This window comes from Klebsiella sp. CN_Kp113, assembly GCF_040064585.1.
In the GTDB taxonomy this organism is placed as follows: domain Bacteria; phylum Pseudomonadota; class Gammaproteobacteria; order Enterobacterales; family Enterobacteriaceae; genus Klebsiella; species Klebsiella michiganensis.
On sequence record NZ_JBEAID010000040.1, the window covers coordinates 1 to 24,319 of the forward strand.

The window sequence follows — 24,319 nt, forward strand, 5'->3', positions numbered from 1 at the left end:
AACCCGGGGATACCCCGGGATTTATACATCGACGCGGTTTCCCCCCGGCTCGCGCCGCGCTTAGCCGGGCTACGGGTGCGGGCTGTAGCCCGGGTAAGGCGTTTACGCCGCAACCCGGGGATACTCCGGGATTTATTACATCGACGCGGTTTCCCCCCGGCTCGCGCTGCGCTTAGCCGGGCTACGGGGTTGTGCGGTCTGCGGGCGGTAGCCCGGCTAAGGCGTTTACGCCGCCAGCCGGGAATACCCCATCTTACGCTTCGTCGTGCTCTTCCCACGCCAGCGCGCGTTTTACCGCTTTCTTCCAGCCGCTGTAGCGATAGTTACGCTCGGTGGTTTCAATCCCCGGACGGAACTCGCGTTCGATGACCGCTTTCTCCTGCAGTTCATCCAGGTTTTGCCAGAAACCGACCGCCAGACCGGCCAGATAGGCTGCGCCCAGCGCGGTGACTTCGCGGACTTCCGGGCGTTCCACGCGGGTGCCGAGAATATCGGACTGGAACTGCATCAGGAAGTTGTTGGCGACCGCGCCGCCGTCAACGCGCAGGGCGTGCAGACGGATCCCGGAGTCAGCCTGCATCGCTTCCAGCACGTCGCGGGTCTGATAGGCAATCGACTCCAGGGTGGCGCGAATAATATGGTTGGAGTTCACGCCGCGGGTCAGGCCGAAGATCGCGCCGCGGGCATACGGGTCCCAGTACGGGGCGCCGAGGCCGGTAAACGCCGGAACGACGTACACGCCGTTGGTATCCTTCACTTTGGTGGCGAAATATTCGGAATCGAACGCGTCGCTAATCAGCTTCATCTCATCGCGCAGCCACTGAATAGAGGCGCCAGCCATAAACACCGCGCCTTCCAGCGCATAGTTCACCTCACCGCGCGGGCCGCAGGCGATAGTCGTCAGCAGGCCGTGCGTTGACGTCACCGCTTTCTCGCCGGTATTCATCAGCATAAAGCAGCCGGTACCGTAGGTGTTTTTCGCCATCCCCTCTTTCACGCACAGCTGGCCGAACAGCGCCGCCTGCTGGTCGCCCGCGATGCCGGCGATCGGAATACGCGTCCCGCCCTTACCGCCGATGTTGGTCTGGCCGTACACTTCGGAAGATTTGCGCACTTCCGGCAGCATGGCGCGCGGGATATCCAGCGCGTCGAGCATTTTGTCGTCCCAGTCCAGCTCGTGGATATTAAACAGCATGGTACGCGAGGCGTTGGTGTAGTCGGTTACGTGAACGCGTCCCTGGGTCATTTTCCAGATAAGCCAGGTGTCTACGGTGCCGAACAGCAGCTCGCCGCGTTTAGCGCGTTCGCGCGCGCCTTCGACGTGGTCGAGGATCCACTTCACTTTGGTGCCGGAGAAGTAGGGGTCAACCACCAGGCCGGTGGCCTTGCGGATGTACTCTTCCATGCCGTCGCGCTTGAGCTGTTCGCAGATCTCGGCGGTACGGCGGCACTGCCAGACGATGGCGTTATAAATCGGCTTTCCGGTTTCGCGCTCCCAGACGATGGCGGTTTCACGCTGGTTGGTGATGCCGATCGCCGCGATTTCATCGGAGCTGATATCGGCTTTTGCCAGCACTTCGACCAGCGTAGAGCTTTGCGATGCCCAGATCTCCATCGGGTCGTGTTCAACCCAGCCTGGACGCGGATAAATTTGTTCGAATTCTCGCTGAGAAACGCTGACGATATTGGCATCGTGATCCATTACCACGGCGCGGGAGCTGGTGGTGCCCTGGTCGAGCGCTACGATATATTTTTTGTCGGTCATAGTATGAGTCCCGTAGTCAGATTACAGCGAAGCTTTGTGTTGCGTCGTAGAGTGGGATGCGGCTTCTTTCTCTTCGACGACGCAGGTGTCGCAAGGCAGGTGGCGGCCAATCAGCTTGCGGTAGCAGAATGCGCCCAGCGCAGCACCGACGATTGGCGCACACAGCGGCACCAGGAAATAAGGAATATCTTTGCCGCCGGTGAAGGCGACGTTGCCCCAGCCTGCCAGCCAGGCGAAGGCTTTCGGTCCGATATCACGCGCCGGGTTCATGGCGAAGCCGGTCAGCGGGCCCATGGATGCGCCGATGACGGCGATCAGCAGACCAATCAGCAGCGGCGCCAGCGGGCCACGCGGCACGCCGTTACCATCGTCGGTCAGCGCCAGAATGACGCCCATCAGGATAGCGGTAATCACCATTTCTACCGCGAAGGCCTGCACAAAATTGATATGCGGATTCGGATAGGTGGAGAAAATGCCTGCCAGCTCGAGACTTTCGACGCTACCGCGCACCATATTGTGGGTATGTTCGAAATCGAAGAAAAGATTGTAATAAAGCCCGTAAACTAAAGCCGCAGCGCAAAAGGCGCCAGCGAATTGCGCAACGATAAATGGAACAACTTTACGACCGTCAAAGCAGGCGAACAGCCACAGCGCGATGGTGACCGCCGGGTTAAGGTGCGCACCGGAAACCCCTGCGGTCAGGTAAATCGCCATGGCGACGCCCAGACCCCAGATGATGCTGATTTCCCACTGACCGAAGCTGGCTCCCGCGACCTTAAGCGCAGCGACGCACCCAACGCCGAAAAAGATCAACAACCCGGTACCGAGGAACTCTGCGATGCACTGGCCTTTTAGTGTTGATGTTTGGCTCATAATCGAATCCTGAAGCGTAGTGATGATTATTGTATGTGTGAAGGTCGCAGGCGACCACGCTGCCATGTAGGCATAGTGTTAATTTATCGTTAACGAACAAAAACGAGAAATATCGAAATTCAAATGTGTGTACCACGTCAAGAAAATGAGCGTTTTCGCGCCATAAACGCGTGTTCGGCCTTTTGCGGGAGCGTTTCACCGCACATTTTTTTACGTGTTGATTAACAATTACGAAAAAGTACCGGGTAAAAGCGGCGAACGGACCAGGTAAAGGCTGAAAAGTGTTGCAAACCGCAATCTACGCGGGTTGTCGCTGGACAGGGGAGGCGGGGCTTCATACAATCGACTACATCACCACTGTAGTGCGCTAATTTTCGTTAAGGCGTCAACGCGTATACGAAACGGACGGTTTCTATCAACGCCTTGCAAGTTCAGGAGAGGTATGACGATGTCATTAGAAGTGTTTGAGAAATTAGAATCTAAAGTTCAGCAGGCGATTGATACCATCACTCTGTTACAGATGGAAATCGAAGAGCTGAAAGAGAAGAACAACACGCTGGCGCAGGAAGTACAGAGCGCGCAGCACAGCCGTGAAGAGCTTGAGCGTGAAAACGGTCAGCTGAAAGAACAGCAGCAGGGCTGGCAGGATCGTCTGCAGGCGCTGCTGGGCCGCATGGAAGAAGTCTGATGCTTCCCGCCCCCTCCCGTTCGGGAGGGGGCAAACTCTCCCCCGCTCTATATACTCACAAGTTATAGCCAATCTTTTTTTATTCTTTAATCATCAGTCCGCTTTCTGGCACGCTTAATCCATCACAACACTACATAAAGAGAGCGGTGCGATGAATAAGTGGGGCGTGGGGTTAACTCTGTTGCTGGCATCCGCCAGCGTTCTGGCAAAAGACATTCAACTATTAAACGTTTCTTACGATCCAACGCGCGAGCTGTACGAACAGTACAACAAAGCCTTTAGCGCGCACTGGAAACAAGAAACCGGCGACAACGTGGTGATTCGTCAGTCCCACGGCGGCTCCGGCAAACAGGCGACCTCGGTGATCAACGGCATTGAAGCCGACGTGGTGACCCTTGCGCTGGCCTATGACGTCGATGCGATTGCCGAGCGTGGCCGAATCGACAAAAACTGGCTGAAGCGTCTGCCGGATAACTCCGCGCCGTATACCTCAACCATTGTGTTCCTCGTACGCAAAGGCAACCCGAAGCAGATTCACGACTGGAACGATCTGATTAAACCGGGCGTGTCGGTGATTACCCCGAACCCGAAAAGCTCCGGCGGCGCGCGCTGGAACTATCTGGCGGCATGGGGCTATGCCCTGCACCAGAACAATGGCGATCAGGCGAAGGCGCAAGAGTTCGTAAAAGCGCTGTTTAAGAACGTCGAAGTACTGGATTCCGGCGCCCGTGGCGCGACCAACACCTTCGTGGAACGTGGGATCGGCGATGTGCTGATTGCCTGGGAAAACGAAGCCCTGCTGGCGACCAACGAACTGGGTAAAGACAAATTTGAGATCGTGACCCCGAGCGAATCGATTCTCGCCGAGCCGACGGTTTCCGTGGTGGATAAAGTGGTCGACAAGAAGGGCACTCGCCAGGTGGCGGAAGCGTATCTGAAGTACCTCTACTCGCCGGAAGGCCAGGAGATTGCGGCGAAGAACTTCTATCGTCCGCGCGATCCTGAGATAGCGAAAAAATACGCGAATGAGTTCCCGAAACTGAAGCTGTTCACCATCGATGACGTGTTTGGCGGCTGGACGAAAGCGCAGAAAGAGCACTTTTCCAACGGCGGCACCTTCGACCAGATCAACCAGCGTTAAATAGCCTCCCCTTATCCCCGCTTGCGCTGCGCTTAGCGGGGATACAACTCTTGTCGCCCGGACAGGCGTAAGCCGCGACCCGGGGCTTAGAAGTCTGGTAGCGCCGCCTCCGGGAAAACACACCGAACCTCTTCCTGTTTTCATTTGGTCATCAAACTGCGTTACTCTTCCGTTTCTGGCTGAGACAGGAAAAAATAATGCGAAGAGTACGATACCTTTTATTAGCGCTGCTGGTGGTCGTTGTGGCGGCGATGGCCGGCGGCTACTACTGGCTTCATTCCGGCAACCCTGATGCGTTGCGCAAAATTGTTCTGCAACAGTGCGTCCCCAATCAACAGCAGCACCAGAATCCCGCGCCCTGTGCGGAAGTGAACCTCAAGGGCGGCTATGTGCTGTTTAAAGACCGCAATGGCCCGCTGCAGTATCTGCTGATGCCGACTTACCGTATTAACGGCACCGAAAGTCCGCTGCTGCTTAATCCCCTGACGCCGAACTTCTTCTGGCAGGCCTGGCAGGGGCGCGAAATCATGAGCCAGCATCGTGGTTCCGCCGTATCGGATGACGCGGTCTCCTTGACCATCAACTCGCGCAGCGGACGCACGCAAAATCATTTCCATATCCATATCTCCTGCCTGCGTCCCGATGTCCGTACCCAGCTGGACAAGGACGCACCCGCTATCAGCAGCCGCTGGTTGCCGCTGCCCGGTGGACTACTGGGCCACGAATATCTGGCGCGTCGGGTCACTGAAACGGAGCTGGCGCAGCGCAGCCCGTTCCTGATGCTGGCCGAAGAGGTGCCGGAAGCGCGTGAACATATGGGCCGTTTTGCGCTGGCGATGGCAAAGCAGAGCGATGGCTCGCTGGTGCTGCTGGCCACCGAGCGTAACCTGCTAACGCTTAATCGCGCATCGGCGGAAGAGATTCAGGATCACAGCTGCGCAATCCTGCAATAGCCCCACCATATCTGGCGTTTACCTGTCTTATCGTCCGTCGTATTCTTGCTGAAAAAATCGACAGGAGACAGGTATGTCGCTCTGGTTGTCCCACCCTCTGTTCCTTCCTTCTATCATCGTCGGCATCACTATTCTCCTCTGGGCGACTTCGCTACTGCCGGAGTTTATGACTGCGCTGCTGTTTTTTGCCGCAGCGATGATCGCCAAAATCGCGCCGCCGGAGGTCATTTTCGGCGGCTTTGCCTCATCGGCGTTCTGGCTGGTGTTCAGCGGATTTGTGCTGGGGATCGCGATACGCAAAACCGGGCTGGCGGACAGGGCGGCCCGGTCGCTCTCGTCGCGGCTGACCGACTCCTGGCCGCTGATGGTCGGCAGCGTGGTGCTGCTCAGCTATGCGCTGGCGTTTGTGATGCCGTCCAATATGGGGCGTATCGCGCTGCTGATGCCGATTGTGGCGGCAATGGCCAGGCGTGCCGGCATTGAAGAGGGGACGCGCCCGTGGTTTGGCCTGGCACTGGCAGTGGGGTTCGGGACCTTCCAGCTGTCTGCCACCATCCTGCCCGCCAACGTCCCGAATCTGGTGATGAGCGGCGCGGCGGAGGGATCTTATGGTATCCATTTGAATTATCTTCCCTATTTACTGCTGCATACGCCGGTGCTCGGCTGGCTCAAAGGGGCTGTGCTGATCGCCCTGATATGCTGGCTGTTTCCCGGAAAACCGCACCCGCCGCGCGACATGACGCCGCTGCCGCCGATGAGCCGCGATGAGAAGCGCCTGGCGTGGCTGCTGGTGGTAGTGCTGACGCTCTGGGTGACGGAGAGCTGGCACGGCGTGGGGCCGGCCTGGACGGGGCTGGCGGCGGCGGTGATAACGCTGCTGCCGCGGGTCGGTTTTATCAGCGGCGAGGAGTTTTCCAGCGGCGTGAATATCCGCACCTGTATTTACGTCGCCGGGATTTTGGGGCTGGCTATCACCGTGACGCAAACCGGTATCGGCGGCGTGGTGGGGAATGCCCTGCTGCAGATTATGCCGCTGGATAAAGAGAGTCCGTTCACCAGCTTTCTCGCATTGACCGGCATTACCAGCGCGCTGAACTTTATCATGACCGCTAACGGCGTACCGGCGCTGTATACCACCTTCGCGCAGAGCTTCTCCGATGCCACCGGCTTCCCGCTGCTGAGCGTGATTATGATTCAGGTGCTGGGGTACTCCACGCCGCTGCTGCCGTATCAGGCGTCACCGATTGTCGTGGCGATGGGGCTAGGGAAAGTGCCTGCGCGGGCGGGAATGCTGCTGTGTATCGCGCTGGCGGCGGTAAGCTATTTGATTCTGCTGCCGCTGGACTACCTGTGGTATCAGGCGTTGGGGAAACTGTAGCGAGGTAAAAAAACCGGCTTGCGCTGTGCTGAGCCGGGCTACAAATATTGCAGATTTCTGGTCAGTAGCCCCGGTTGCGAAGCGCGACCGGGGATAGCCTTTAAAGCGAATTACGCTTTTTTCGCGGCTTCTGCTGCTTTAACGATCACCGCGAAAGCGTCAGCTTTCAGGGATGCGCCGCCAACCAGCGCGCCGTCGATGTCCGGCTGGGTGAACAGCTCTGCTGCGTTGCCCGCGTTAACGGAACCGCCGTACTGGATGATCACTTGTTCAGCCACTTTCGCATCAGCTTTAGCGATGTGGTCGCGAATGAATTTGTGTACAGCCTGAGCCTGAGCCGGGGTAGCGGATTTGCCGGTACCGATCGCCCATACGGGTTCATAAGCGATAACTGCGCCTTCGAACGCCGCCGCGCCCTGGGTTTTCAGAACGGCGTCGATCTGACGCGCGCACACTTCTTCCGTTTTGCCCGCTTCGTTTTCCGCTTCGGTTTCACCGATGCACAGAACCGGGATCAGACCCTGCTCTTTCAGTACCGCGAATTTCCTGGCGATAAACTCGTCGGACTCTTTGTGGTAGGTACGGCGCTCGGAGTGGCCGATGATGATGTATTCAGCGCCGATGTCTTTCAGCATTTCGGCAGAGGTTTCGCCAGTGAACGCGCCGGACAGGTTCAGGTCAACGTTCTGCGCGCCCAGGTGAATGTGGCTGCCCGCAGCGGCTTGTTTAGCCAGGTCGATGTACATCTCAGGCGGAGCAATGGCAACTGCACACCCGGTTACGCCAGCCAGTTCGGTACGCAGGTTCGCGACCAGTTCGTTTACCATGTGGCGGCTGCCGTTCAGTTTCCAGTTACCCATCACTAAAGGATGTCGCATTTTTATTCTCCACGCTTTAAAGCGAATTAAGGAATATAGCCGCCCCCGCGGGCAGCATGGTCTGTGAAACAGTATAGAGATTCATCACTGGAAAGGCTTTGCTTTTTGTCATTTATTGTTGTTTTCCAGCGTTTCAGATAGCGCCAGCTTAATCGGTTCAACAGCGAAGGTCAGCCCCTTTTCGCCGTTGTCCGCCACTACATAGCGCACAGCACCTTCCGTTTCGGAGAAGTAACGTTTGCCTTTTCCGGCGGTCAGCAGTTTCTGCAGCTTCTGCTGGCTTTGCGTCAGGCTGAGCGTGGGTACGAACGCGCGCATCACGGCGCTCATATACTCCTGGGCTCTCGCTTTCGCCGCTTTCTGCTGCGGCCCCTGAATCGGTAGCCAGGTGATCTGCATCGATTTAATTTTGAGCGTGCCGCGTTCAAGCGCGGTCGACGCGTAAAGGTTCTCATTGATCTTCGTGGCGGCGCGGGTCAGGTTTGCCTGGTCTTTGCTGGCGGCGACGGCGCGAAATTCATTGAGCGATAGCTTCGGGTTATCGTTGTTGAATTTTTCCCGAAACTCGCTGATGGAAATATCAAAGGCCGGCGCGCCGGAGAGAAGATAGGGCGCCGTAGCGCTGGCGTCTGACTCGGCGGACAACGCTTTTTGGCCGACGGATAATGCCGCCAGCCCAATTAAACATAAGGTTGCCCACTTCTTCATGCCCATCTTCCCTTTTTTTATCTGCTGACGATTAAAACGAGAACCGTCACGCTTGTCAAAAAGTCACGCCTTCAGGGTAAACTACGTCGGTGATGATGATAAGGAATAAAACATGACCCTACAGCAGTGGCTATTCTCAATTAAAGGGCGGATTGGACGTCGCGACTTCTGGATCTGGATCGCTATCTGGATAATGACCATGAGCGCGCTGTTCACGCTGGCCGGTAGTAACCTACTCAATTTACAGACGGCGGCTTTTATTCTGGTGTGTCTGCTGTGGCCGACGGCGGCGGTGACCATTAAACGCCTGCACGATCGGGGTAAATCCGGGCTCTGGGCGCTGCTGATGATTCTGGCGTGGATGCTGCTGGCGGGCAACTGGTCGATGCTGCCTGGGGTCTGGCAGTGGGGCGTCGGGCGGTTTATACCGACGCTGATTATCGTCATGATGCTGATCGACCTGGGCGCGTTTGTCGGTACCCAGGGCGCGAATAAATTTGGTAAAGAGACGCTGGACGTGCGCTGGAAAGCGGAATCCTGATTACCAGTAGTGTTCGGCGGTCATATGACCCGGCCGGCGACGCAGGTGCTTGCTCATCTGCCGGGTCTCTTTCAGCAGCTGCTGGGTGTCGCGCACCATCTGCGGGTTACCGCACAGCATGACGTGGCTGCTCTCGGCGTTCATCGGCAGGCCGACGGCCTCTTCCAGCGCGCCGGTTTCAATCAGGAACGGGATACGTCCCGTGAGCATGCCCGGCGCGGTTTCCCGGCTCACGACCGACTGGATGCGCAGTTTGCCCGCATAGCGCGCTTCCAGCGCCTGCATCTGCGGCAGATAGCTGAGGTCGGCGGCATAGCGCGCGGCGTGCACCAGTACCAGGTTTTTAAAGCGATCCAGGTCCTTCCCTTCTTCCAGAATTGACAGGTACGGGCCAATCGCCGTGCCGGTGGCGAGCATCCATAGGGTGTCGCAATCCGGTACCTCTTCCAGCACGAAGAAACCGGCGGCTTCGCTGACCACCTGGACTTCATCGCCCGGCTTCAGAGCCGCCAGCCGCGGGCTGAGCTTGCCCTCCGGAACCGTCACCAGATAGAACTCAAGATCGGGGTTGCTGGGGGCGTTGACGTAGGAATAGGCGCGCTGCACGCGTTCTCCGTCTACGTCCAGCCCCAGTTTGGCAAACTGCCCAGCGGTGAAGGGCGCAACCGGCGCGTGAACGGTGAGGCTAAACAGTGCATCAGTCCAGTTCTGTACTTTTACCACTTTGCCCGTAACCCAGTTTGCCATAGCGACTCTCCTCTCAATCCTGTTAACGTATCTTCACCGCGACGAGAGCAGATTTCCAGCCCGAAAAGGCTGGAAAGCTCTATTGATCAAATGTTTTTACAGGATGTGCAGCTGAATATCCGGGTCTTTGCGATCGAGATAATGAATCGATTGAATACGGCGGATGGTGCGGGATTTACCGCGGATCAGCAGGGTTTCGGTGGTGGCCATATTGCCTTTACGGGTGATACCGTCCAGCAGATCGCCCTTGGTGATGCCGGTTGCCGAGAAAACCACGTTGTCGCTGCGCGCCATATCGTCCAGGCGCAGCACTTTGCCTGCTTCAATGCCCATCGCCTGACAGCGTGCCAGCTCGTTTTCGCCGATGCGGCGGTTCTCTTCGCTGTCGCCCTTCACGTGGTGACGCGCCAGCAGACGGCCGTTCATATCGCCGTCCAGCGCGCGGATCACCGCAGCGGAAACGACGCCCTCGGGCGCGCCGCCGATACCGTACATGACGTCAACTTCGCTGTCCGGCATGCAGGTCAGAATAGAGGCGGCAACGTCGCCGTCGGGGATGGCGAACACGCGCACGCCCAGCTTTTGCAGCTCAACAATGACGTCGTCATGGCGCGGCTTGGCTAAGATGGTGACCGTTAATTCACTCAGCGGCTTATTCAGCGCGCGGGCGATGTTATGCAGGTTCTCCGCCAGCGGCAGGTTCAGATCGATGGTGCCCTTCGCTCCCGGGCCGACAATCAGCTTTTCCATGTACATATCTGGCGCATTCAGGAAACAGCCCTTATCGCCTACCGCCATGACCGCCAGCGCGTTCGCCTGGCCCATCGCCGTCATGCGGGTGCCTTCAATGGGATCGACGGCGATATCTACCGCATCGCCGTGGCCGGTACCGACGCGCTCGCCAATGTACAGCATCGGCGCTTCGTCGATTTCGCCTTCGCCAATCACGATAGTGCCGTCGATGTTGATCAGGTTGAGCATAATGCGCATGGCGTTGACGGCGGCGCCGTCGGCGGTATTTTTATCACCGCGGCCTAACCATTTGTAGCCTGCCAGCGCGGCAGCTTCGGTGACGCGCGAAAATTCGATGGCCAGTTCTCGTTTCATAATCCACTCATCTGAATAAAAATTATGCGCAGCGTGGCGAGATGACGTTCGCGCTACGCGTTGGAATAGCGTTCGGTTTCCGGCATCCAGCGCTCTATCAGCGCCTGTGCCTGCTGGGGATAGCGTTCGTGAATATGGCGGGCGATGCGCTGAACTTCCGGGATCATGGTCTGATCGCGCAATAAGTCCGCGACTTTAAATTCAGCGTTGCCGGTCTGACGGGTGCCGAGCAGCTCGCCGGGGCCGCGAATTTCCAGGTCTTTTTGGGCGATGACGAAACCGTCATTGCTATCGCGCAGAACCTGCAGGCGCTTCTGGGCGGTTTTTGACAGCGGCGATTTATAGAGCAGCACGCAGTGGGAGGCTATCGCACCGCGCCCGACGCGCCCTCGGAGCTGGTGCAGCTGCGCCAGCCCCAGACGCTCCGGGTTTTCGATGATCATCAGGCTGGAGTTGGGCACGTCCACGCCGACTTCAATCACCGTGGTGGCGACCAGCAAATGCAGCTCGCCCTGCTTGAACGCGCTCATTACCGCCTGCTTCTCGGCGGATTTCATACGCCCGTGCACCAGGCCGATATTCAGCTCCGGCAGGGCGAGCTTCAGCTCTTCCCAGGTGGCTTCCGCCGCCTGAGCTTCCAGCAGATCCGACTCTTCAATCAGCGTACAAACCCAGTAGGCCTGGCGACCTTCGTGAGTGCAGGCGTGACGTACGCGGTCAATAATATCGCTGCGTCGCGTATCCGGAATGGCCACCGTCGTAACCGGCGTTCGGCCCGGCGGCAGTTCATCAATGACCGAGGTGTCGAGGTCGGCATACGCGGTCATCGCCAGGGTGCGCGGAATCGGCGTGGCGGTCATAATCAGCTGGTGCGGGTGAAATCCCTGCTGTTGCCCTTTCTCCCACAGCGCCAGCCGCTGATGGACGCCAAAACGGTGCTGCTCGTCGATAATCACCAACGCGAGGCCGTTAAACTGGACCTGCTCCTGAAAGATGGCGTGGGTGCCGACAATCATCTGTACCTGTCCGCTGGCGATAGCCTCCTGCTGCGCCAGGCGCGCTTTGCCTTTTTGTTTGCCAGCCAGCCAGCCCACCTCAACGCCCAGCGGTTCGAACCAGCTGCGGAAGTTATTGGCGTGCTGTTCAGCCAGCAGCTCGGTCGGCGCCATCAGCGCTACCTGTTTGCCGTGGGCGATGGCGCGCAGGGCGGCAAGCGCGGCGACCAGGGTTTTACCGGAGCCCACGTCCCCCTGCACCAGACGCATCATCGGCACGTCCAGCGCCATATCGCGCTCGATTTCAGCCGTGACGCGCGCCTGCGCGCCGGTCGGCGTAAAGGGGAGGGAGGCCAGCAGCTTATCTTTTAGCGTGTCGTTAGCGCTGAGCGCGAGGGCGTGATAGCGCTGGGCGCCTGCCCGCAGCGCCAGCATGCTGAGGTTATGCGCCAGCAGCTCTTCCAGGATTAAGCGCCGCTGAGCCGGATGTTTGCCGCTTTCCAGCTCGCTAAGCTGTAACGTGGGCGGCGGGCGATGTAGCGTGCGCAAGGCGTCCGGCAGGCTCATCATCCCCTGCGCCAGCTCAGGCGGCAGTAGCTCGGCGATCGCGCAGGTTTCAAGCAGCTCCAGCGCCTGGTCGGTGAGCTTACGCAGCGTAGCCTGCTTGATGCCTTCAGTGGTGGGATATACCGGGGTCAGCGTTTCCTGTAAATCAGGGGTACTCATGTCGCCCTGAACCCGATATTCCGGATGGATCATCTCCGCCCCGTGCTTACCGCGCTTCGCCTCACCGTAGGCCAGCACGCGGCGCCCGGTTGCCAGGCTATTTTTCATCGCCGCGCTGAAGTTAAAAAAGCGCATGGTGAGGATGCCGGAGCCGTCGCTTATCTGGCAGGTCATCATCCGGCGGCCGCCGAAAGTGATGTTGCAGTTGAGGACTTCGCCTTCAACGGTGGCGTAAACGCCGGGCAGCAGTTCGCCGATGTGATACAGATGGGTGCGGTCTTCGTAGCGTAGCGGCAGGTGCAGAAGCAGATCCTGTACCGTATGCAGGCCGATTTTTGCCAGCTTACTGCTCTGGGCCGCGCCAACGCCCGTCAGGGAATTGAGCGGCACCGCATCCAGCAGACGGCCCTGCATGATTACTTCGCCGCCTGCATGGTGGCCCACCACGCGGCATCGGCTTCGACTTCGCCCTGCTCGTTGACGTGGGGGTAGGGAAGTCCCTTGCGTTTGGCGACCTTCGCCAGCACCGGATAGCCGCCTTCAAACAGCAGGCGCTGCTGGTCTTCTTCCGGCAGCATACTGTTCTCGCGCCGGTACATGCCGGCGTTCTGCCGCTGGCGCTGGGCTTCGTAGAGGATAAGCGCTGAGGCGACGGAAACGTTCAGCGACTGCACCATGCCAATCATCGGAATGATGATGTCCTGGTCCGCCAGGTCTAACGCTTCCTGCGTAATGCCGGTTTTCTCCTGCCCCATCAGGATACAGGTGGGACGGGTATAGTCGATTTCACGGAAATCGACGGCGTTATCAGAGAGATGGGTCGCCAGGATCTGCATGCCCTGGCCTTTTAAATGGGTGACGGCCTCGCCAATAGTACGGTGGGTTTTGACCTGTACCCAGCTATTGCTGCCGGCGGCCGCGGAGGCCATGGTACGCATACGGCTACCGGGCCAGATGGCGTGCACTTCATGCACGCCAACGGCGTCTGCGGTACGAATGACCGCAGAGACGTTATGAGGCTTATGGACCTGCTCCATGCAGACTGTCAGGTCAGGCTGGCGCCTGGCGAGCATCTCGCAGATACGCGCATAACGCTGTAAATTCATGATACTTCCATCCTTCGAATGACTCTTTAATCGCTGCGGATTACGCGGCCCATTCCTGGGCCGCTGTAAGCAGCGTTCAAATCTGCTCCCGGCAGATTTGTCATTCGCTTGCCGCCTTGACGCAATTCGAATGATTTTGTGGAAGAGCTAGTTTCGGTTACGGGTGACTTTTATTACATCCGGCATGACGCGAATTTTGCGCATGATATTCGCCAGATGCACGCGGTCGCGCGCGGTAAGGCGAATAAAGGCGCTGTAAACGCGGCCATCTTTCTCTTCCGTATTCAGGCTTTGAATATTGGAAGAAGCGGTGTTGATCGCCGCGGTAAGATTCGCCAGGGCACCCTGATGGTTGAACATATCCACCTTGATTTCGGTGATAAATTCCTGCGCCGTCTCTTTGTCCCACTCGACCGCCATAAATTTCTCCGGCTCTTTCTGATAGCCGCGAATGTTACGACAGGACTCATGGTGAATAACCAGGCCTTTGCCCGGGCTGACGTGCGCGATAATCGGGTCACCGGGGATCGGACGGCAGCATTTGGCGAAGGTGATCAGCACGCCATCCGCGCCTTTAATCGGCAGATGATTATGGCCGACAGGCGCTGGCTGTACAGGCACGGCGGTGGTTTCACCCTGCTGCAGGTTTTTTGCTACCACGACGCTCATGGCGTTGCCGAGGCCGATTTCGGCCAGCAGATCGTCAAGCGTGGTCAGCTTCATGCGCTCAAGTTCACGCTGAATGTTCTCGGGCGGGATCTCGGCCAGCTTGCGGCTACCGCCGAGGGCGTGATTGAGCAGGCGGCGCCCGAGGCTTACGGAGTCGTCGCGCTTAAGGTTTTTCAGCAGCTGGCGAATTTTGGCGCGCGCTTTCGAGCTGACGACAAAGTTCAGCCATGCGGCGTTCGGACGTGCGCCCGGCGCGGTGATGATTTCCACCGTCTGGCCGCTGGAGAGCGACTGCGACAGCGGATACGGCTGGCGGTCGACGCGGGCGCCGACGCAGGCATGGCCGATGTCGGTATGCACCGCGTAGGCGAAATCCACCGGCGTCGCGCCGGCGGGCAGTTCGACAATGCGCCCTTCCGGGGTGAAAACGTAAATCTCATCCGGGAACAGATCGGATTTCACGCTCTCAATAAATTCAAATGAACTACCGGCGCTCTGCTGGAGCTCCAGCAGGCTCTGCATCCAGCGCTGGGCGCGGATTTGCGCCGTGGTGCTGCTCTCGCCGCCGTGCTCTTTATAAGCCCAGTGCGCCGCCACCCCCATTTCCGCCATCTGGTCCATGTCTTCGGTACGAATTTGTACCTCAACCGGGACGCCGTGCGGGCCGATCATCGAGGTGTGCAAAGATTGATAGCCGTTCGCCTTTGGAATGGCAATATAGTCTTTGACGCGACCCGGACGCGGCTTGTAAAGGCTGTGCATCTGGCCAAGCACGCGGTAGCAGGTGTCGGAATCATGGACAATCACGCGGAAAGCGTAGATATCCATAATCGAGTGAAAGCGCTGCTCTTTGAGCACCATCTTGCAGTAGATGGAGTACAAATGCTTTTCGCGACCGCTAACGCGACAGGGAATTCCCGCTTCCTGCAGGCGACCTTCGATTTCGGAGAGGATCTTTTGAATCATCTCCTTACGGTTGCCGCGCGCCGCTTTAACCACCTCTTTAATGACGCGGTAGCGGTTAGGATACAGCGCCTCAAAGCCCAGCTCTTCGAGCTCGGTTTTGATGTGATGGATACCTAAACGGTGCGCCAGAGGGCTGTAGATTTCCAGCGTTTCGCGGGCGATGCGGCGGCGCTTGTCCGGGCGCAATGAGCCCAGCGTGCGCATGTTATGGGTGCGGTCAGCGAGCTTGATAAGGATGACGCGGATATCCTGCACCATCGCCATAATCATTTTGCGAAAGTTTTCAGCCTGGGCCTCTTTCTTGTCGCGAAACTTAAGCTTATCAAGTTTTGACACCCCCTCTACCAGTTCAGCAACGCTTTTACCGAAAAGCTGCTCCATGTCCTGGTAGGTGGCGGGGGTATCTTCTATCACGTCGTGCAGCAGAGCGGCCATTAGCGTTTCATGGTCGAGTTTCATCTCGGCCAGGATACAGGCTACCGCTACCGGGTGCGTGATATAGGGTTCACCGCTTGAACGTGTCTGGCCCTCGTGAGCGTCACGTGCAACGAGATAAGCCTGCCGAAGACGTTTAATTTGCTCTTCGGGCAGGTAGTTTTGAATCAGCTGATTCAGGCTTTCAAACAGATACAAGGGCGACCCGCAGTGTGATTAACGACGACCTTCAGCAATAGCGGTAACGGCTTGTAATTCAGCGGCTTCCTGCTCTTGCTGTTCCTGGCGCTCACGAACGTCGAGGATCTTGTTGTTGATCAGACCTTCTTCGATTTCGCGCAGTGCGATAACGGTAGTTTTATCGTTTTCTTCCGGTACCAGCGGATCCTTTCCGCCTACCTGCATCTGACGAGCGCGACGCGCGGCGACCAGTACCAGGTCAAAACGGTTACCAATTTTCTCTACAGCGTCCTGAACAGTTACGCGTGCCATACTTAAAATGCTCCACAGGTGAAGAAATGACTGGGCATGATACTGAATGTGGGTTCAGTCTGCCAACAGTTTGGTGATTAAAGCGCCATGTCGCTGCTTTTGGCGGCTCATGCGCAGACGTTCGGCGCGAATAATAATTTTCAGATCGCTCAGCGCGGTATCAAAATCATCATTCACAATCAGGTAATCATACTCCGCGTAATGGCTCATTTCTGCAACTGCCTGCGCCATACGTTTTGCGATAACCTCTTCGCTGTCCTGACCGCGGCCGCGCAGGCGACGATCAAGCTCATCTTTTGACGGCGGCAGGATAAAAATGCTGCGCGCGCCGGGCATTCTGTTGCGGATTTGCTGCGCGCCCTGCCAGTCGATATCGAGGAAGACGTCGACGCCGGTCGCCAGTACCTGCTCGATAGCTTCGCGAGAGGTGCCGTAATAGTTGCCAAAGACTTCTGCATGTTCAAGAAAAGCGTCTCTGCCAATCATCGTCCTGAATTCGTCGTGATTCACAAAGAAATAGTGTTCACCGTGCACTTCACCCGGGCGCGGAGCGCGCGTGGTATGCGAAACAGAAACCTGAGAGTCGTACAACGGTTGGGTTTTTAATAAAGCCTGAATCAGGCTGGATTTACCCGCGCCGCTAGGGGCGGAAACAATATAAAGCGTGCCTTGAGCCATGAGTGTCTTTTGTATGTGGTGGTCGAAATAGAGCTTACATACGAGCCTATTATACACGGCGGCACCGCGTGACGCAGTTCCTGTCACACTTTTTGCGTTCTTTCTTTCATTTTGCTTGCCGTTTCCCTGATTTCTCCGGGCGTTGCAGAAACAACGCAGAAAACCTGGATGCCTGCTCGCAGCGTTAAAAATCCCTCCTCGCGGACGAAAATACGCCTGCGGCACAATTGGTGACGAGAAAACAGGAGGGCATCGCGATGCAAAATGGAGTCTGGGCGCTGGTGCTGTGGATGCTGGTGGGAGACGGGCAGGCAGCCTGCCCCGCATGGCCGCAGGCCAGGGCCGATCGGGAGATTGAACGTCTCAGCCAGCAGATAACGGAATGGAAAAACGCCTACTGGCAGCAGGGGAGCAGTACGGTAAGCGATGAGGTCTATGACCAGCTTGCGGAGCGGCTGGCGTACTGGCGGCGCTGCTTCACCGGCGAGGCTCCCGCTCACGACGCGTCTCCTCCCCTAAAAGGGGAGGCCAGACATCCGGTGGCGCACACCGGCGTGCGTAAACTGGCAAATCAAGCCGACGTGGCGCGCTGGATGCGCGGTCAATCCGGCCTGTGGGTGCAGCCTAAAGTTGATGGCGTCGCGGTCACGCTCGTGTATCGGCAGGGGCGTCTGACCCAGGCGATAAGCCGGGGTAATGGCCTGGCCGGGGAAGACTGGACGGCCAGGGTCTTGCAGATCCCCTCCGTGCCTAAAGTCTCTGACGGCGTACTGGCGAATAGCGTTCTACAGGGTGAGCTGTTCCTGCTCCGCGAGGGGCACGTGCAAAAGCAGATGGGCGGCATGAACGCGCGGGCAAAAGTTGCCGGCATGATGATGCGCCAGCAGGCTGCGGCGGATCTTAATCAACTGGGTCTCTTTATCTGGGCATGGCCCGATGGGCCGCAGGATATGAAACAGCGGCTGGCGCTGCTGCGGCAGGGCGGCTTTATTTACAGCGCGCTTTTTTCGCACCCTGTCGCGGATGCGCAGCAGGTTGAACAGTGGCGCCAGCGCTGGTTCACTTCACCGCTGCCTTTTGCCAGCGATGGCGTTGTGGTGCGGCGGGAAAAAGCATCTCCCGGGCGCTTCAGGGTTCCGGGTCAGGGCGATTGGGTTATCGCCTGGAAATACCCGCCCGCCTCACGCGTCATGGAGGTTCGCCGTATCAGCTTTAGCATCGGGCGCAGCGGTAAAATAGCCGTGGTGGCGCATCTGGAGCCGCAGATGCTGGACGATAAGCGCGTGCAGCGGGTGAGCGTCGGTTCGGTATCCCGCTGGTACAATCTGGATATCGGTATTGGCGACCAGCTGCAAATCAGCCTTGCCGGACAGGGAATACCGCGCATCGATTCGGTCGTCTGGCGCACGGCTCAGCGTAATAAACCCCAGCCACCGGCGGCGCGTTTCAATGCCTTAACCTGCTATTTTGCCACGCCCGAGTGTGCGGAACAGTTTCTTTCGCGGCTGGTCTGGCTCTCATCCCGATCGGTTCTCGATATTGACGGCGTGGGAGAAGCGCTATGGCGGTCCCTGCATGACGCGCGCAGCATGGAGCATCTCTTTTCATGGCTGGCGTTTACGCCGGAGCGGCTGCAAGCCATACCGGGGGTCTCGACGCTGCGCGGGCAGAGGCTGTGGCACCAGTTCAATCTTGCGCGCGAACGGCCTTTTCTGCGCTGGATCCAGGCGATGGGAGTCCCTATACCGAAGACGGCGTTTGCCCGGCTGAAGGAGGATGACTGGCGACGGATGCAGGAGCGAAACGAAGAGCAGTGGCGGCGCCTGCCGGGGATCGGGGCGGAAAGAGCGCGGCAGCTGGTGACGTTCTTACATCACCCGGATGTTGCCGCACTGGCGAAGTGGCTAAGCGGGCAACGCGTTCCGGGATTCTGAAAGCATTAATGTGCGCTATGGTTGTAGTTAAATACCGGCAGGCCCAGCTTCCAGCGCAGCGCCAGCATGCGGGCGGTAAAGCCGAACAGCAGGGTGGAGATCACCACCACATCGTGGTTGCTGACGTAATGCTGAAGCGCGATGTATAAAATCGCGGCGGCGAATGACACTCCGGCGTAAAGCTCTTTCTGGAACACCAGCGGGATACGCTTGCAGAACATATCGCGCAGCACGCCGCCAAAAACGCCGGTGATGACGGCGGCAATGGAGGCGATGACCGGGCCCTGGCCCATATCCAGCGCGATCTGGGCGCCAATAATAGAGAACACGATCAGGCCGAGCGCATCAAGCACCAGAAACAGGCGGCGCAGATGCGGCATCACCGGCGCGGCAATCGTGGTCAGGACCGCAGCAATGGCGACAATAATGACGTACTCGGGGTGCTGCACCCAGCCCAGAGGATAGTGGCCGAGCAGAATATCGCGCACTGAACCGCCTCCGAGGGCCGTCGCGGTGGCAATGATAATGACGCCAAACGTATCCATACGGCGGCGCCCGGCAGCCAGCGCGCCGGTCATGGCTTCCGCCGTAATCCCAATCAGATAAAGAATATGAAGCAGCATAAATCCCCCACGGTGATGGCGGAAGGTTAACGATTTGTGCGCAAGATCACGATTGAGATTTTCTAAAGTGAATGAATTTAACCTGATTAAACTAATGCATGATCGATTTAAATCGGCTGAATTTAACGGTTCGTTTGTCATTTATTCATTTTTAGTGATTATAAAAAGTAATGTGAAAGCCGTCGATGCGTATCGATATTGAAAACGCGATGAATACCTGTTGTTTAACTCTCGACCTTTATCCTTTTATTTTCCTCCTTCAGGGCCTGAGAAAATGACTGCAGAAGCTGGCAATAAAAACTATCTCACCCGCCTGATTGCCGTTGTGCTGACGGGGCTACTTGCCGGCCTGTCAGGCATGGTTCTGGCGCTGATTTTACACGCGATTCAGCACCTGGCCTTTGGCTACAGCCCCGGGCAGATCGTGAGCGCGGAGTCATTTCTACAGGGCGTCACGGATTCATCCTGGCCTCGTCGCCTCTCGGCAATCGTCGCGGGGGGAGCCATCGCAGGATTCGGCTGGTGGCTCCTTGGGCGCTATGGGCAGAAGCGAGTCTCAATAGCGTCAGCGGTGGCAAATCCTTCGGTGGCAATGCCTGCGGGTACTACAACGATTCATGCCCTGTTGCAGATCGTCACCGTGGCGCTGGGCTCTCCGCTTGGCCGCGAAGTCGCTCCGCGGGAAATGGGCGCGCTGGGGGCAGGGATGGTGGCGCGTAAGCTGGGACTGCTGGCGGATGAAACCCGAACGCTGGTTGCCTGCGGCGCCGGTGCGGGCCTGGCGGCGGTGTATAACGTTCCGCTGGCCGGTGCGTTATTCAGCCTTGAGGTAATGCTGCTGTCGTTTAGCTGGGAGAAAACGCTGGCGGCGATTATCACCTCGGCGATTGCCGCGTGGACGGCAACGCTCGGGTTAGGCGAGGAATCGCAATACCATTTTACTTCCGACATCCTGCCGCATTCATTTCTCTGGTGGGCGATTATCGCTGGCCCCATTCTTGGCGCCGGGGCCTGGCTCTTTCGCAAAGCGACCAGCACGGCTCGCTCGCACGTTCGAAGCAACTGGCAGATGCCGGTTTTCTGTCTGCTGGCGTTTTCCCTGCTTGCCGCCCTCAGCCTCTATTTCCCCCAGCTTCCGGGAAACGGTAAAGGGCCTATGCAGCTGGCTCTCAGCGATGAACTGGGCTTTCCCGGGGCGGCGATGCTGCTGGCGCTGAAAATGGTGGTGATTCTGGCGGTGCTGCGCGGCGGCGCGGAGGGCGGGCTGCTGACGCCGGGGCTGGCGGTCGGCGGCCTGACCAGCCTGCTGCTGTGTATGCTCTGGCAACAGCTGCTTCCCGGCGGAGATTACGGCAGTTTTGCTCTCGTCGGCGCGGCGGCGTTTCTCGCTGCATCCATGCAGATGCCGCTCACGGCGGTCGCGCTGGTGATGGAGTTCACCCACATGGATCACAGCTATCTGGTCCCCACGCTGCTGTGCGCCGCAGGGGCATTTTTAACCTGCCGGATATTGGATAAGAACTATTCCTTCTGAAACGCAGCGAAAATAAAAGGCCATGATTTACCATGGCCTTTTGTCCGTGCGTGGGTTGGCGAGCGAAAAACCGTTACTCGATGTTCTGAATCTGCTCGCGCATTTGTTCGATCAGCACCTTCAGCTCAATGGCGGAGTTCGTCACTTCGGCATTGATTGATTTAGACGCCAGGGTGTTCGACTCGCGGTTGAACTCCTGCATCATAAAGTCGAGGCGGCGACCGACCGCTTCTTTCTTCTTCAGGATATTCCACGTCTCTTTCACGTGCGCTTCCAGACGATCCAGCTCTTCGGCGACGTCTATACGCTGCGCCATCAGCACCAGCTCCTGCTCGAGGCGGTTGTTTTCCAGCTGCACTTCCGCATCTTCCAGCTTGGCAACCAGACGCTCGCGCTGCCACTGCAAAATTTCCGGCATATGGGCACGTACTTTAGCCACCTCGGCCGTCACGCCATCGAGACGCTGTTCAATCAGCGCTTTCAGCGCCTGGCCTTCGGTTTCGCGGGCGACGATAAAGTCATCCAGCGCACCGTTCAACGCGCCCAGAATTTCGGCGGCAATGGCGTCCAGATCCTGTTCATGGGCCGACATCACGCCAGGCCAGCGCAGAATATCGACCGGATTGATTTCGCCTTCGTCGCTCTGCATTTTGACCCAGTTGGCGGCGTTAACCAGCTGCTTTGCCAGTTTTTCGTTAAGGATCAGCTCACCCTGCGCGCTCGGGTCCTGCTCAAAACGCAGGGTACATTCGACTTTACCGCGGGTCAGACGGGAGCGAATACGTTCACGCACCACGGGCTCCAGGCTACGGAACTGCTCCGGCAGGCGGAAGTAGGTTTCCAGATATCGTTGGTTTACCGAGCGCAGTTCCCACGCGGCGCTACCCCATTCACCCTTGATTTCACGCCGGGCGTAGGCGGTCATACTGCGGATCATAGACGTTCCTGTTTTTAAAGGAGAGTGGGGTGGATTATAGCTTTCGAGGCCTTATCAGGATAGGAATAAGCGCGCATTATCCGTATAATGCGCAGCCACATTCGTTTCAAGCCGGAGAACATCATGCGTCCAGCAGGCCGTAGCGCTAATCAAGTGCGCCCAGTAACCCTGACCCGTAACTACACAAAACACGCAGAAGGCTCCGTGCTGGTCGAATTTGGTGACACGAAAGTATTGTGCACCGCTTCTATTGATGAAGGCGTGCCGCGCTTTCTGAAAGGCCAGGGCCAGGGGTGGATCACCGCCGAATACGGCATGCTGCCGCGTTCTACCCACACGCGTAACGCGCGTGAAGCCGCAAAAGGTAAGCAGGGCGGACGCACCATGGAAATCCAGCGCCTGATCGCGCGTGCGCTGCGCGCTGCGGTTGACCTGAAAGCGCTGGGTGAGTTCACCATCACTCTGGACTGCGATGTGCTGCAGGCAGACGGCGGCACCCGTACCGCGTCTATCACCGGTGCCTGCGTGGCGCTGGCCGATGCGCTGAATAAGCTGGTCGCGGCCGGTAAGCTGAAAACCAACCCGATGAAAGGAATGGTGGCGGCGGTCTCCGTAGGCATCGTGAATGGCGAAGCGATTTGCGATCTGGAATACGTTGAAGATTCCGCGGCGGAAACCGATATGAACGTGGTGATGACCGAAGATGGCCGCATCATTGAGGTGCAGGGTACGGCGGAAGGCGAGCCGTTCACCCATGAAGAACTCCTCACCCTGCTGGCATTGGCCCGGGGGGGTATCGAATCCATTGTCACGACGCAGAAGGCGGCGTTGCAAAACTAGTTTTTAAGGCGACTGAGAAGTCGCCTTTTTTTTGTCCGTAGAAAAGTAAGATGAGGAGCGAATCCATGAAACCGTATCAGCGCCAGTTTATTGAGTTTGCGCTTAACAAGCAGGTACTTAAGTTTGGCGAGTTTACGCTGAAATCCGGGCGCAAGAGCCCCTATTTCTTCAACGCCGGCCTGTTTAATACCGGGCGCGATCTGGCACTGTTAGGCCGTTTTTACGCCGAAGCGCTGGTGGATTCCGGGATTGATTTTGACCTGCTGTTCGGCCCGGCCTATAAAGGCATCCCTATCGCCACTACCACGGCGGTCGCGCTGGCGGAACACCATGACCGCGATCTGCCTTACTGCTTTAACCGCAAAGAGGCGAAGACTCACGGCGAGGGCGGAAACCTGGTGGGGAGTGCGCTGCAGGGCCGCGTGATGCTGGTGGATGATGTGATTACCGCAGGCACCGCGATTCGGGAATCGATGGAAATTATTCAGGCCAACGGCGCTGAGCTGGCCGGCGTACTGATCTCTCTGGATCGTCAGGAACGCGGACGCGGCGAAATCTCCGCGATTCAGGAGGTTGAGCGCGACTACGGCTGTAAAGTAATTTCCATCGTGACGCTGAAAGACCTGATTAGCTATCTGGAAGAGAAGCCGGAAATGGCTGAACACCTGACTGCCGTTCGCGCCTATCGCGAAGCGTACGGCGTATAAACATCTGCCCGGCAGGCAACGGTCTGTCGGGTCGATTGCTGGCAAAACGGCCAGCCGAGGCGAGAAGAGCGCCTGGGTATCAATGCGGATAATGCCGGGCATTCCTGCGGGAAGAGATGCAGCCCTTCGGGCTGCACAGAGACCGGCGAGAATTATTTCAGCTGGGCGGCGACCAGCGGCCAGCGGGCGTCAAAATCGTCCGTCGGGCGATATTTAAACTCGCTGCGCACAAAGCGCGAGAGCATCCCTTCGCAGAATGCCAATAGCTGGCTGGCCAGCAGGGCTTCATCGACGGTATAGCCTTCGCCTTCGCGCATTTTCTTTTCACGCAACACCTGACGCAGCTGAACTTCAATGCGCTCGAACAGCTGATTGATGCGGTCCTGAAGCCGGTCCTGTTCAAACATCAGCGCATGGCCGGTCAGAATTCTTGTCAGCCCAGGATTACGCTCGCCAAACCCAAGAATCAACAGCACAATCAGACGCAGGCGCGCTGAGGTGTCTTTTTCATCTTTTAAAATCAAATTGATGCGCGTAATCAGGCTGTCTTCGATAAATTCAATCAGGCTGTCAAACATGCGGGTCTTGCTCGGGAAGTGCCGATACAGAGCCGCTTCGGATACGCCAACGGACGCCGCCAGTTTCGCTGTGGTAATGCGCTGACTTCCATCGCTGGATTCAAGCATTAGCGCCAGAGATTGAAGTATTTCTTCGCGACGATTCCTTTTCGCAGTTTGTTTTTCTGCCATGTTTTAAAATACCCCTGAAAAAAAGCACTTGTCAGGCAGGCACCCACAAAGCGACCGCAAGCTGTTGCCTGCGGTGATGTTATTGCATTAGTGCGCTTTGCGATGCTGGTTCCACTTCATCCTTCAGGCAGCCCTTTTGCCGGCAGCGC

23 protein-coding genes are annotated in these 24,319 nt (G+C 57.8%); 9 read left to right on the plus strand and 14 right to left on the minus strand.

The window, feature by feature from the left end; genetic code table 11:
- Positions 1 to 253 precede the first annotated feature (253 nt).
- Both glpK and ABLV30_RS24100 read right to left on the minus strand, forming a co-directional pair.
- Positions 254 to 1,765 carry a glycerol kinase GlpK gene (glpK, locus tag ABLV30_RS24095; RefSeq protein ID WP_004126722.1) on the minus strand — a complete coding sequence of 504 codons (1,512 nt, stop codon included), beginning with the start codon at positions 1,763 to 1,765 and terminating at the stop codon, positions 254 to 256.
- Between the two features lie 21 nt (positions 1,766 to 1,786).
- Positions 1,787 to 2,638 (minus strand): MIP/aquaporin family protein, encoded by an 852-nt coding sequence (locus ABLV30_RS24100; protein WP_048262751.1) that lies wholly within the window; start codon positions 2,636 to 2,638, stop codon positions 1,787 to 1,789.
- A gap of 442 nt (positions 2,639 to 3,080) precedes the next feature.
- On the opposite strand from ABLV30_RS24100, the gene zapB reads away from it, so the two are divergent.
- From zapB to ABLV30_RS24120, 4 genes are all read left to right on the plus strand, one after another.
- The gene (gene zapB, locus ABLV30_RS24105; protein WP_009652751.1) at positions 3,081 to 3,326 is read left to right on the plus strand and encodes a septal ring assembly protein ZapB; all 246 of its coding nucleotides are present in this window, start codon (positions 3,081 to 3,083) and stop codon (positions 3,324 to 3,326) included.
- A 151-nt stretch (positions 3,327 to 3,477) separates the two neighbouring features.
- Complete coding sequence (locus ABLV30_RS24110) at positions 3,478 to 4,467, plus strand: sulfate ABC transporter substrate-binding protein (RefSeq protein ID WP_004126718.1); 990 nt, start codon at positions 3,478 to 3,480, stop codon at positions 4,465 to 4,467.
- Positions 4,468 to 4,664: 197 nt separating this feature from the next.
- Positions 4,665 to 5,420, plus strand: a complete 756-nt coding sequence (locus ABLV30_RS24115) for a CDP-diacylglycerol diphosphatase (protein ID WP_009652756.1) — start codon at positions 4,665 to 4,667, stop codon at positions 5,418 to 5,420.
- A gap of 73 nt (positions 5,421 to 5,493) precedes the next feature.
- Complete coding sequence (locus ABLV30_RS24120) at positions 5,494 to 6,798, plus strand: SLC13 family permease (RefSeq protein ID WP_014227261.1); 1,305 nt, start codon at positions 5,494 to 5,496, stop codon at positions 6,796 to 6,798.
- 110 nt (positions 6,799 to 6,908) lie between these two features.
- Here ABLV30_RS24120 and tpiA read toward each other — a convergent pair whose 3' ends face one another.
- Positions 6,909 to 7,676: a triose-phosphate isomerase gene (tpiA, locus tag ABLV30_RS24125; protein WP_004855521.1), complete on the minus strand. Its 768-nt coding sequence runs from the start codon at positions 7,674 to 7,676 to the stop codon at positions 6,909 to 6,911.
- Between the two features lie 108 nt (positions 7,677 to 7,784).
- Positions 7,785 to 8,384 (minus strand): DUF1454 family protein, encoded by a 600-nt coding sequence (locus ABLV30_RS24130; RefSeq protein ID WP_004855520.1) that lies wholly within the window; start codon positions 8,382 to 8,384, stop codon positions 7,785 to 7,787.
- A 112-nt stretch (positions 8,385 to 8,496) separates the two neighbouring features.
- Here ABLV30_RS24130 and ABLV30_RS24135 point away from each other — a divergent pair, with 112 nt between their 5' ends.
- Positions 8,497 to 8,925, plus strand: a complete 429-nt coding sequence (locus tag ABLV30_RS24135) for a DUF805 domain-containing protein (protein ID WP_004126694.1) — start codon at positions 8,497 to 8,499, stop codon at positions 8,923 to 8,925.
- On the opposite strand, the gene fpr is transcribed toward ABLV30_RS24135, so the two are convergent.
- The 7 genes from fpr to gmk form a co-directional block, all read right to left on the minus strand.
- Positions 8,926 to 9,672: a ferredoxin--NADP(+) reductase gene (gene fpr / locus ABLV30_RS24140; protein WP_014227260.1), complete on the minus strand. Its 747-nt coding sequence runs from the start codon at positions 9,670 to 9,672 to the stop codon at positions 8,926 to 8,928. It lies immediately after the preceding gene.
- A gap of 96 nt (positions 9,673 to 9,768) precedes the next feature.
- Positions 9,769 to 10,779 (minus strand): class II fructose-bisphosphatase, encoded by a 1,011-nt coding sequence (gene glpX / locus ABLV30_RS24145; RefSeq protein ID WP_014227259.1) that lies wholly within the window; start codon positions 10,777 to 10,779, stop codon positions 9,769 to 9,771.
- A 53-nt stretch (positions 10,780 to 10,832) separates the two neighbouring features.
- Positions 10,833 to 12,914, minus strand: coding sequence for an ATP-dependent DNA helicase RecG (gene recG / locus ABLV30_RS24150; protein ID WP_116280703.1), 2,082 nt, complete (start codon positions 12,912 to 12,914; stop codon positions 10,833 to 10,835).
- Between the two features lie 2 nt (positions 12,915 to 12,916).
- Positions 12,917 to 13,606 (minus strand): tRNA (guanosine(18)-2'-O)-methyltransferase TrmH, encoded by a 690-nt coding sequence (gene trmH, locus ABLV30_RS24155; protein ID WP_004855515.1) that lies wholly within the window; start codon positions 13,604 to 13,606, stop codon positions 12,917 to 12,919.
- A gap of 147 nt (positions 13,607 to 13,753) precedes the next feature.
- The gene (gene spoT, locus ABLV30_RS24160; RefSeq protein ID WP_004855514.1) at positions 13,754 to 15,874 is read right to left on the minus strand and encodes a bifunctional GTP diphosphokinase/guanosine-3',5'-bis pyrophosphate 3'-pyrophosphohydrolase; all 2,121 of its coding nucleotides are present in this window, start codon (positions 15,872 to 15,874) and stop codon (positions 13,754 to 13,756) included.
- An 18-nt stretch (positions 15,875 to 15,892) separates the two neighbouring features.
- Positions 15,893 to 16,168, minus strand: a complete 276-nt coding sequence (rpoZ, locus tag ABLV30_RS24165; RefSeq protein WP_004106927.1) for a DNA-directed RNA polymerase subunit omega — start codon at positions 16,166 to 16,168, stop codon at positions 15,893 to 15,895.
- Positions 16,169 to 16,222: 54 nt separating this feature from the next.
- Complete coding sequence (gene gmk, locus ABLV30_RS24170; protein WP_004126677.1) at positions 16,223 to 16,846, minus strand: guanylate kinase; 624 nt, start codon at positions 16,844 to 16,846, stop codon at positions 16,223 to 16,225.
- Between the two features lie 257 nt (positions 16,847 to 17,103).
- On the opposite strand from gmk, the gene ligB reads away from it, so the two are divergent.
- Positions 17,104 to 18,780, plus strand: a complete 1,677-nt coding sequence (gene ligB / locus ABLV30_RS24175; protein WP_265801281.1) for an NAD-dependent DNA ligase LigB — start codon at positions 17,104 to 17,106, stop codon at positions 18,778 to 18,780.
- Positions 18,781 to 18,785: 5 nt separating this feature from the next.
- On the opposite strand, the gene ABLV30_RS24180 is transcribed toward ligB, so the two are convergent.
- The gene (locus ABLV30_RS24180; protein WP_014227255.1) at positions 18,786 to 19,403 is read right to left on the minus strand and encodes a trimeric intracellular cation channel family protein; all 618 of its coding nucleotides are present in this window, start codon (positions 19,401 to 19,403) and stop codon (positions 18,786 to 18,788) included.
- 274 nt (positions 19,404 to 19,677) lie between these two features.
- On the opposite strand from ABLV30_RS24180, the gene ABLV30_RS24185 reads away from it, so the two are divergent.
- Entirely contained in the window at positions 19,678 to 20,937 is a 1,260-nt protein-coding gene (locus tag ABLV30_RS24185; RefSeq protein WP_257197090.1) for a chloride channel protein, read from the plus strand.
- Positions 20,938 to 21,010: 73 nt separating this feature from the next.
- Here the strand turns inward: ABLV30_RS24185 and ABLV30_RS24190 are convergent, their stop codons facing one another.
- The gene (locus ABLV30_RS24190; protein WP_004126669.1) at positions 21,011 to 21,874 is read right to left on the minus strand and encodes a YicC/YloC family endoribonuclease; all 864 of its coding nucleotides are present in this window, start codon (positions 21,872 to 21,874) and stop codon (positions 21,011 to 21,013) included.
- Positions 21,875 to 21,997: 123 nt separating this feature from the next.
- Here ABLV30_RS24190 and rph point away from each other — a divergent pair, with 123 nt between their 5' ends.
- Both rph and pyrE read left to right on the plus strand, forming a co-directional pair.
- On the plus strand, positions 21,998 to 22,714 hold the full coding sequence (gene rph, locus ABLV30_RS24195; RefSeq protein ID WP_004106921.1) for a ribonuclease PH: 717 nt from the start codon (positions 21,998 to 22,000) through the stop codon (positions 22,712 to 22,714).
- Between the two features lie 65 nt (positions 22,715 to 22,779).
- A complete protein-coding gene (gene pyrE, locus ABLV30_RS24200; protein ID WP_004855508.1) occupies positions 22,780 to 23,421 on the plus strand; it encodes an orotate phosphoribosyltransferase in 642 nt (213 codons plus the stop codon).
- Positions 23,422 to 23,573: 152 nt separating this feature from the next.
- Here pyrE and slmA read toward each other — a convergent pair whose 3' ends face one another.
- Complete coding sequence (gene slmA / locus ABLV30_RS24205; protein WP_004855507.1) at positions 23,574 to 24,170, minus strand: nucleoid occlusion factor SlmA; 597 nt, start codon at positions 24,168 to 24,170, stop codon at positions 23,574 to 23,576.
- Positions 24,171 to 24,319: the final 149 nt, after the last annotated feature.

Excerpts from the sequence above, each read along its gene's own strand:
- glpK (WP_004126722.1), bottom strand. The coding sequence starts at position 1,765 with ATGACCGACAAAAAATATATCGTAGCGCTCGACCAGGGCACCACCAGC.
- ABLV30_RS24100 (WP_048262751.1), bottom strand. The coding sequence starts at position 2,638 with ATGAGCCAAACATCAACACTAAAAGGCCAGTGCATCGCAGAGTTCCTC.
- zapB (WP_009652751.1), top strand. The coding sequence starts at position 3,081 with ATGACGATGTCATTAGAAGTGTTTGAGAAATTAGAATCTAAAGTTCAG.
- ABLV30_RS24110 (WP_004126718.1), top strand. The coding sequence starts at position 3,478 with ATGAATAAGTGGGGCGTGGGGTTAACTCTGTTGCTGGCATCCGCCAGC.
- ABLV30_RS24115 (WP_009652756.1), top strand. The coding sequence starts at position 4,665 with ATGCGAAGAGTACGATACCTTTTATTAGCGCTGCTGGTGGTCGTTGTG.
- ABLV30_RS24120 (WP_014227261.1), top strand. The coding sequence starts at position 5,494 with ATGTCGCTCTGGTTGTCCCACCCTCTGTTCCTTCCTTCTATCATCGTC.
- tpiA (WP_004855521.1), bottom strand. The coding sequence starts at position 7,676 with ATGCGACATCCTTTAGTGATGGGTAACTGGAAACTGAACGGCAGCCGC.
- ABLV30_RS24130 (WP_004855520.1), bottom strand. The coding sequence starts at position 8,384 with ATGAAGAAGTGGGCAACCTTATGTTTAATTGGGCTGGCGGCATTATCC.
- ABLV30_RS24135 (WP_004126694.1), top strand. The coding sequence starts at position 8,497 with ATGACCCTACAGCAGTGGCTATTCTCAATTAAAGGGCGGATTGGACGT.
- fpr (WP_014227260.1), bottom strand. The coding sequence starts at position 9,672 with ATGGCAAACTGGGTTACGGGCAAAGTGGTAAAAGTACAGAACTGGACT.
- glpX (WP_014227259.1), bottom strand. The coding sequence starts at position 10,779 with ATGAAACGAGAACTGGCCATCGAATTTTCGCGCGTCACCGAAGCTGCC.
- recG (WP_116280703.1), bottom strand. The coding sequence starts at position 12,914 with ATGCAGGGCCGTCTGCTGGATGCGGTGCCGCTCAATTCCCTGACGGGC.
- trmH (WP_004855515.1), bottom strand. The coding sequence starts at position 13,606 with ATGAATTTACAGCGTTATGCGCGTATCTGCGAGATGCTCGCCAGGCGC.
- rpoZ (WP_004106927.1), bottom strand. The coding sequence starts at position 16,168 with ATGGCACGCGTAACTGTTCAGGACGCTGTAGAGAAAATTGGTAACCGT.
- gmk (WP_004126677.1), bottom strand. The coding sequence starts at position 16,846 with ATGGCTCAAGGCACGCTTTATATTGTTTCCGCCCCTAGCGGCGCGGGT.
- ligB (WP_265801281.1), top strand. The coding sequence starts at position 17,104 with ATGCAAAATGGAGTCTGGGCGCTGGTGCTGTGGATGCTGGTGGGAGAC.
- ABLV30_RS24180 (WP_014227255.1), bottom strand. The coding sequence starts at position 19,403 with ATGCTGCTTCATATTCTTTATCTGATTGGGATTACGGCGGAAGCCATG.
- ABLV30_RS24185 (WP_257197090.1), top strand. The coding sequence starts at position 19,678 with ATGACTGCAGAAGCTGGCAATAAAAACTATCTCACCCGCCTGATTGCC.
- ABLV30_RS24190 (WP_004126669.1), bottom strand. The coding sequence starts at position 21,874 with ATGATCCGCAGTATGACCGCCTACGCCCGGCGTGAAATCAAGGGTGAA.
- rph (WP_004106921.1), top strand. The coding sequence starts at position 21,998 with ATGCGTCCAGCAGGCCGTAGCGCTAATCAAGTGCGCCCAGTAACCCTG.
- pyrE (WP_004855508.1), top strand. The coding sequence starts at position 22,780 with ATGAAACCGTATCAGCGCCAGTTTATTGAGTTTGCGCTTAACAAGCAG.
- slmA (WP_004855507.1), bottom strand. The coding sequence starts at position 24,170 with ATGGCAGAAAAACAAACTGCGAAAAGGAATCGTCGCGAAGAAATACTT.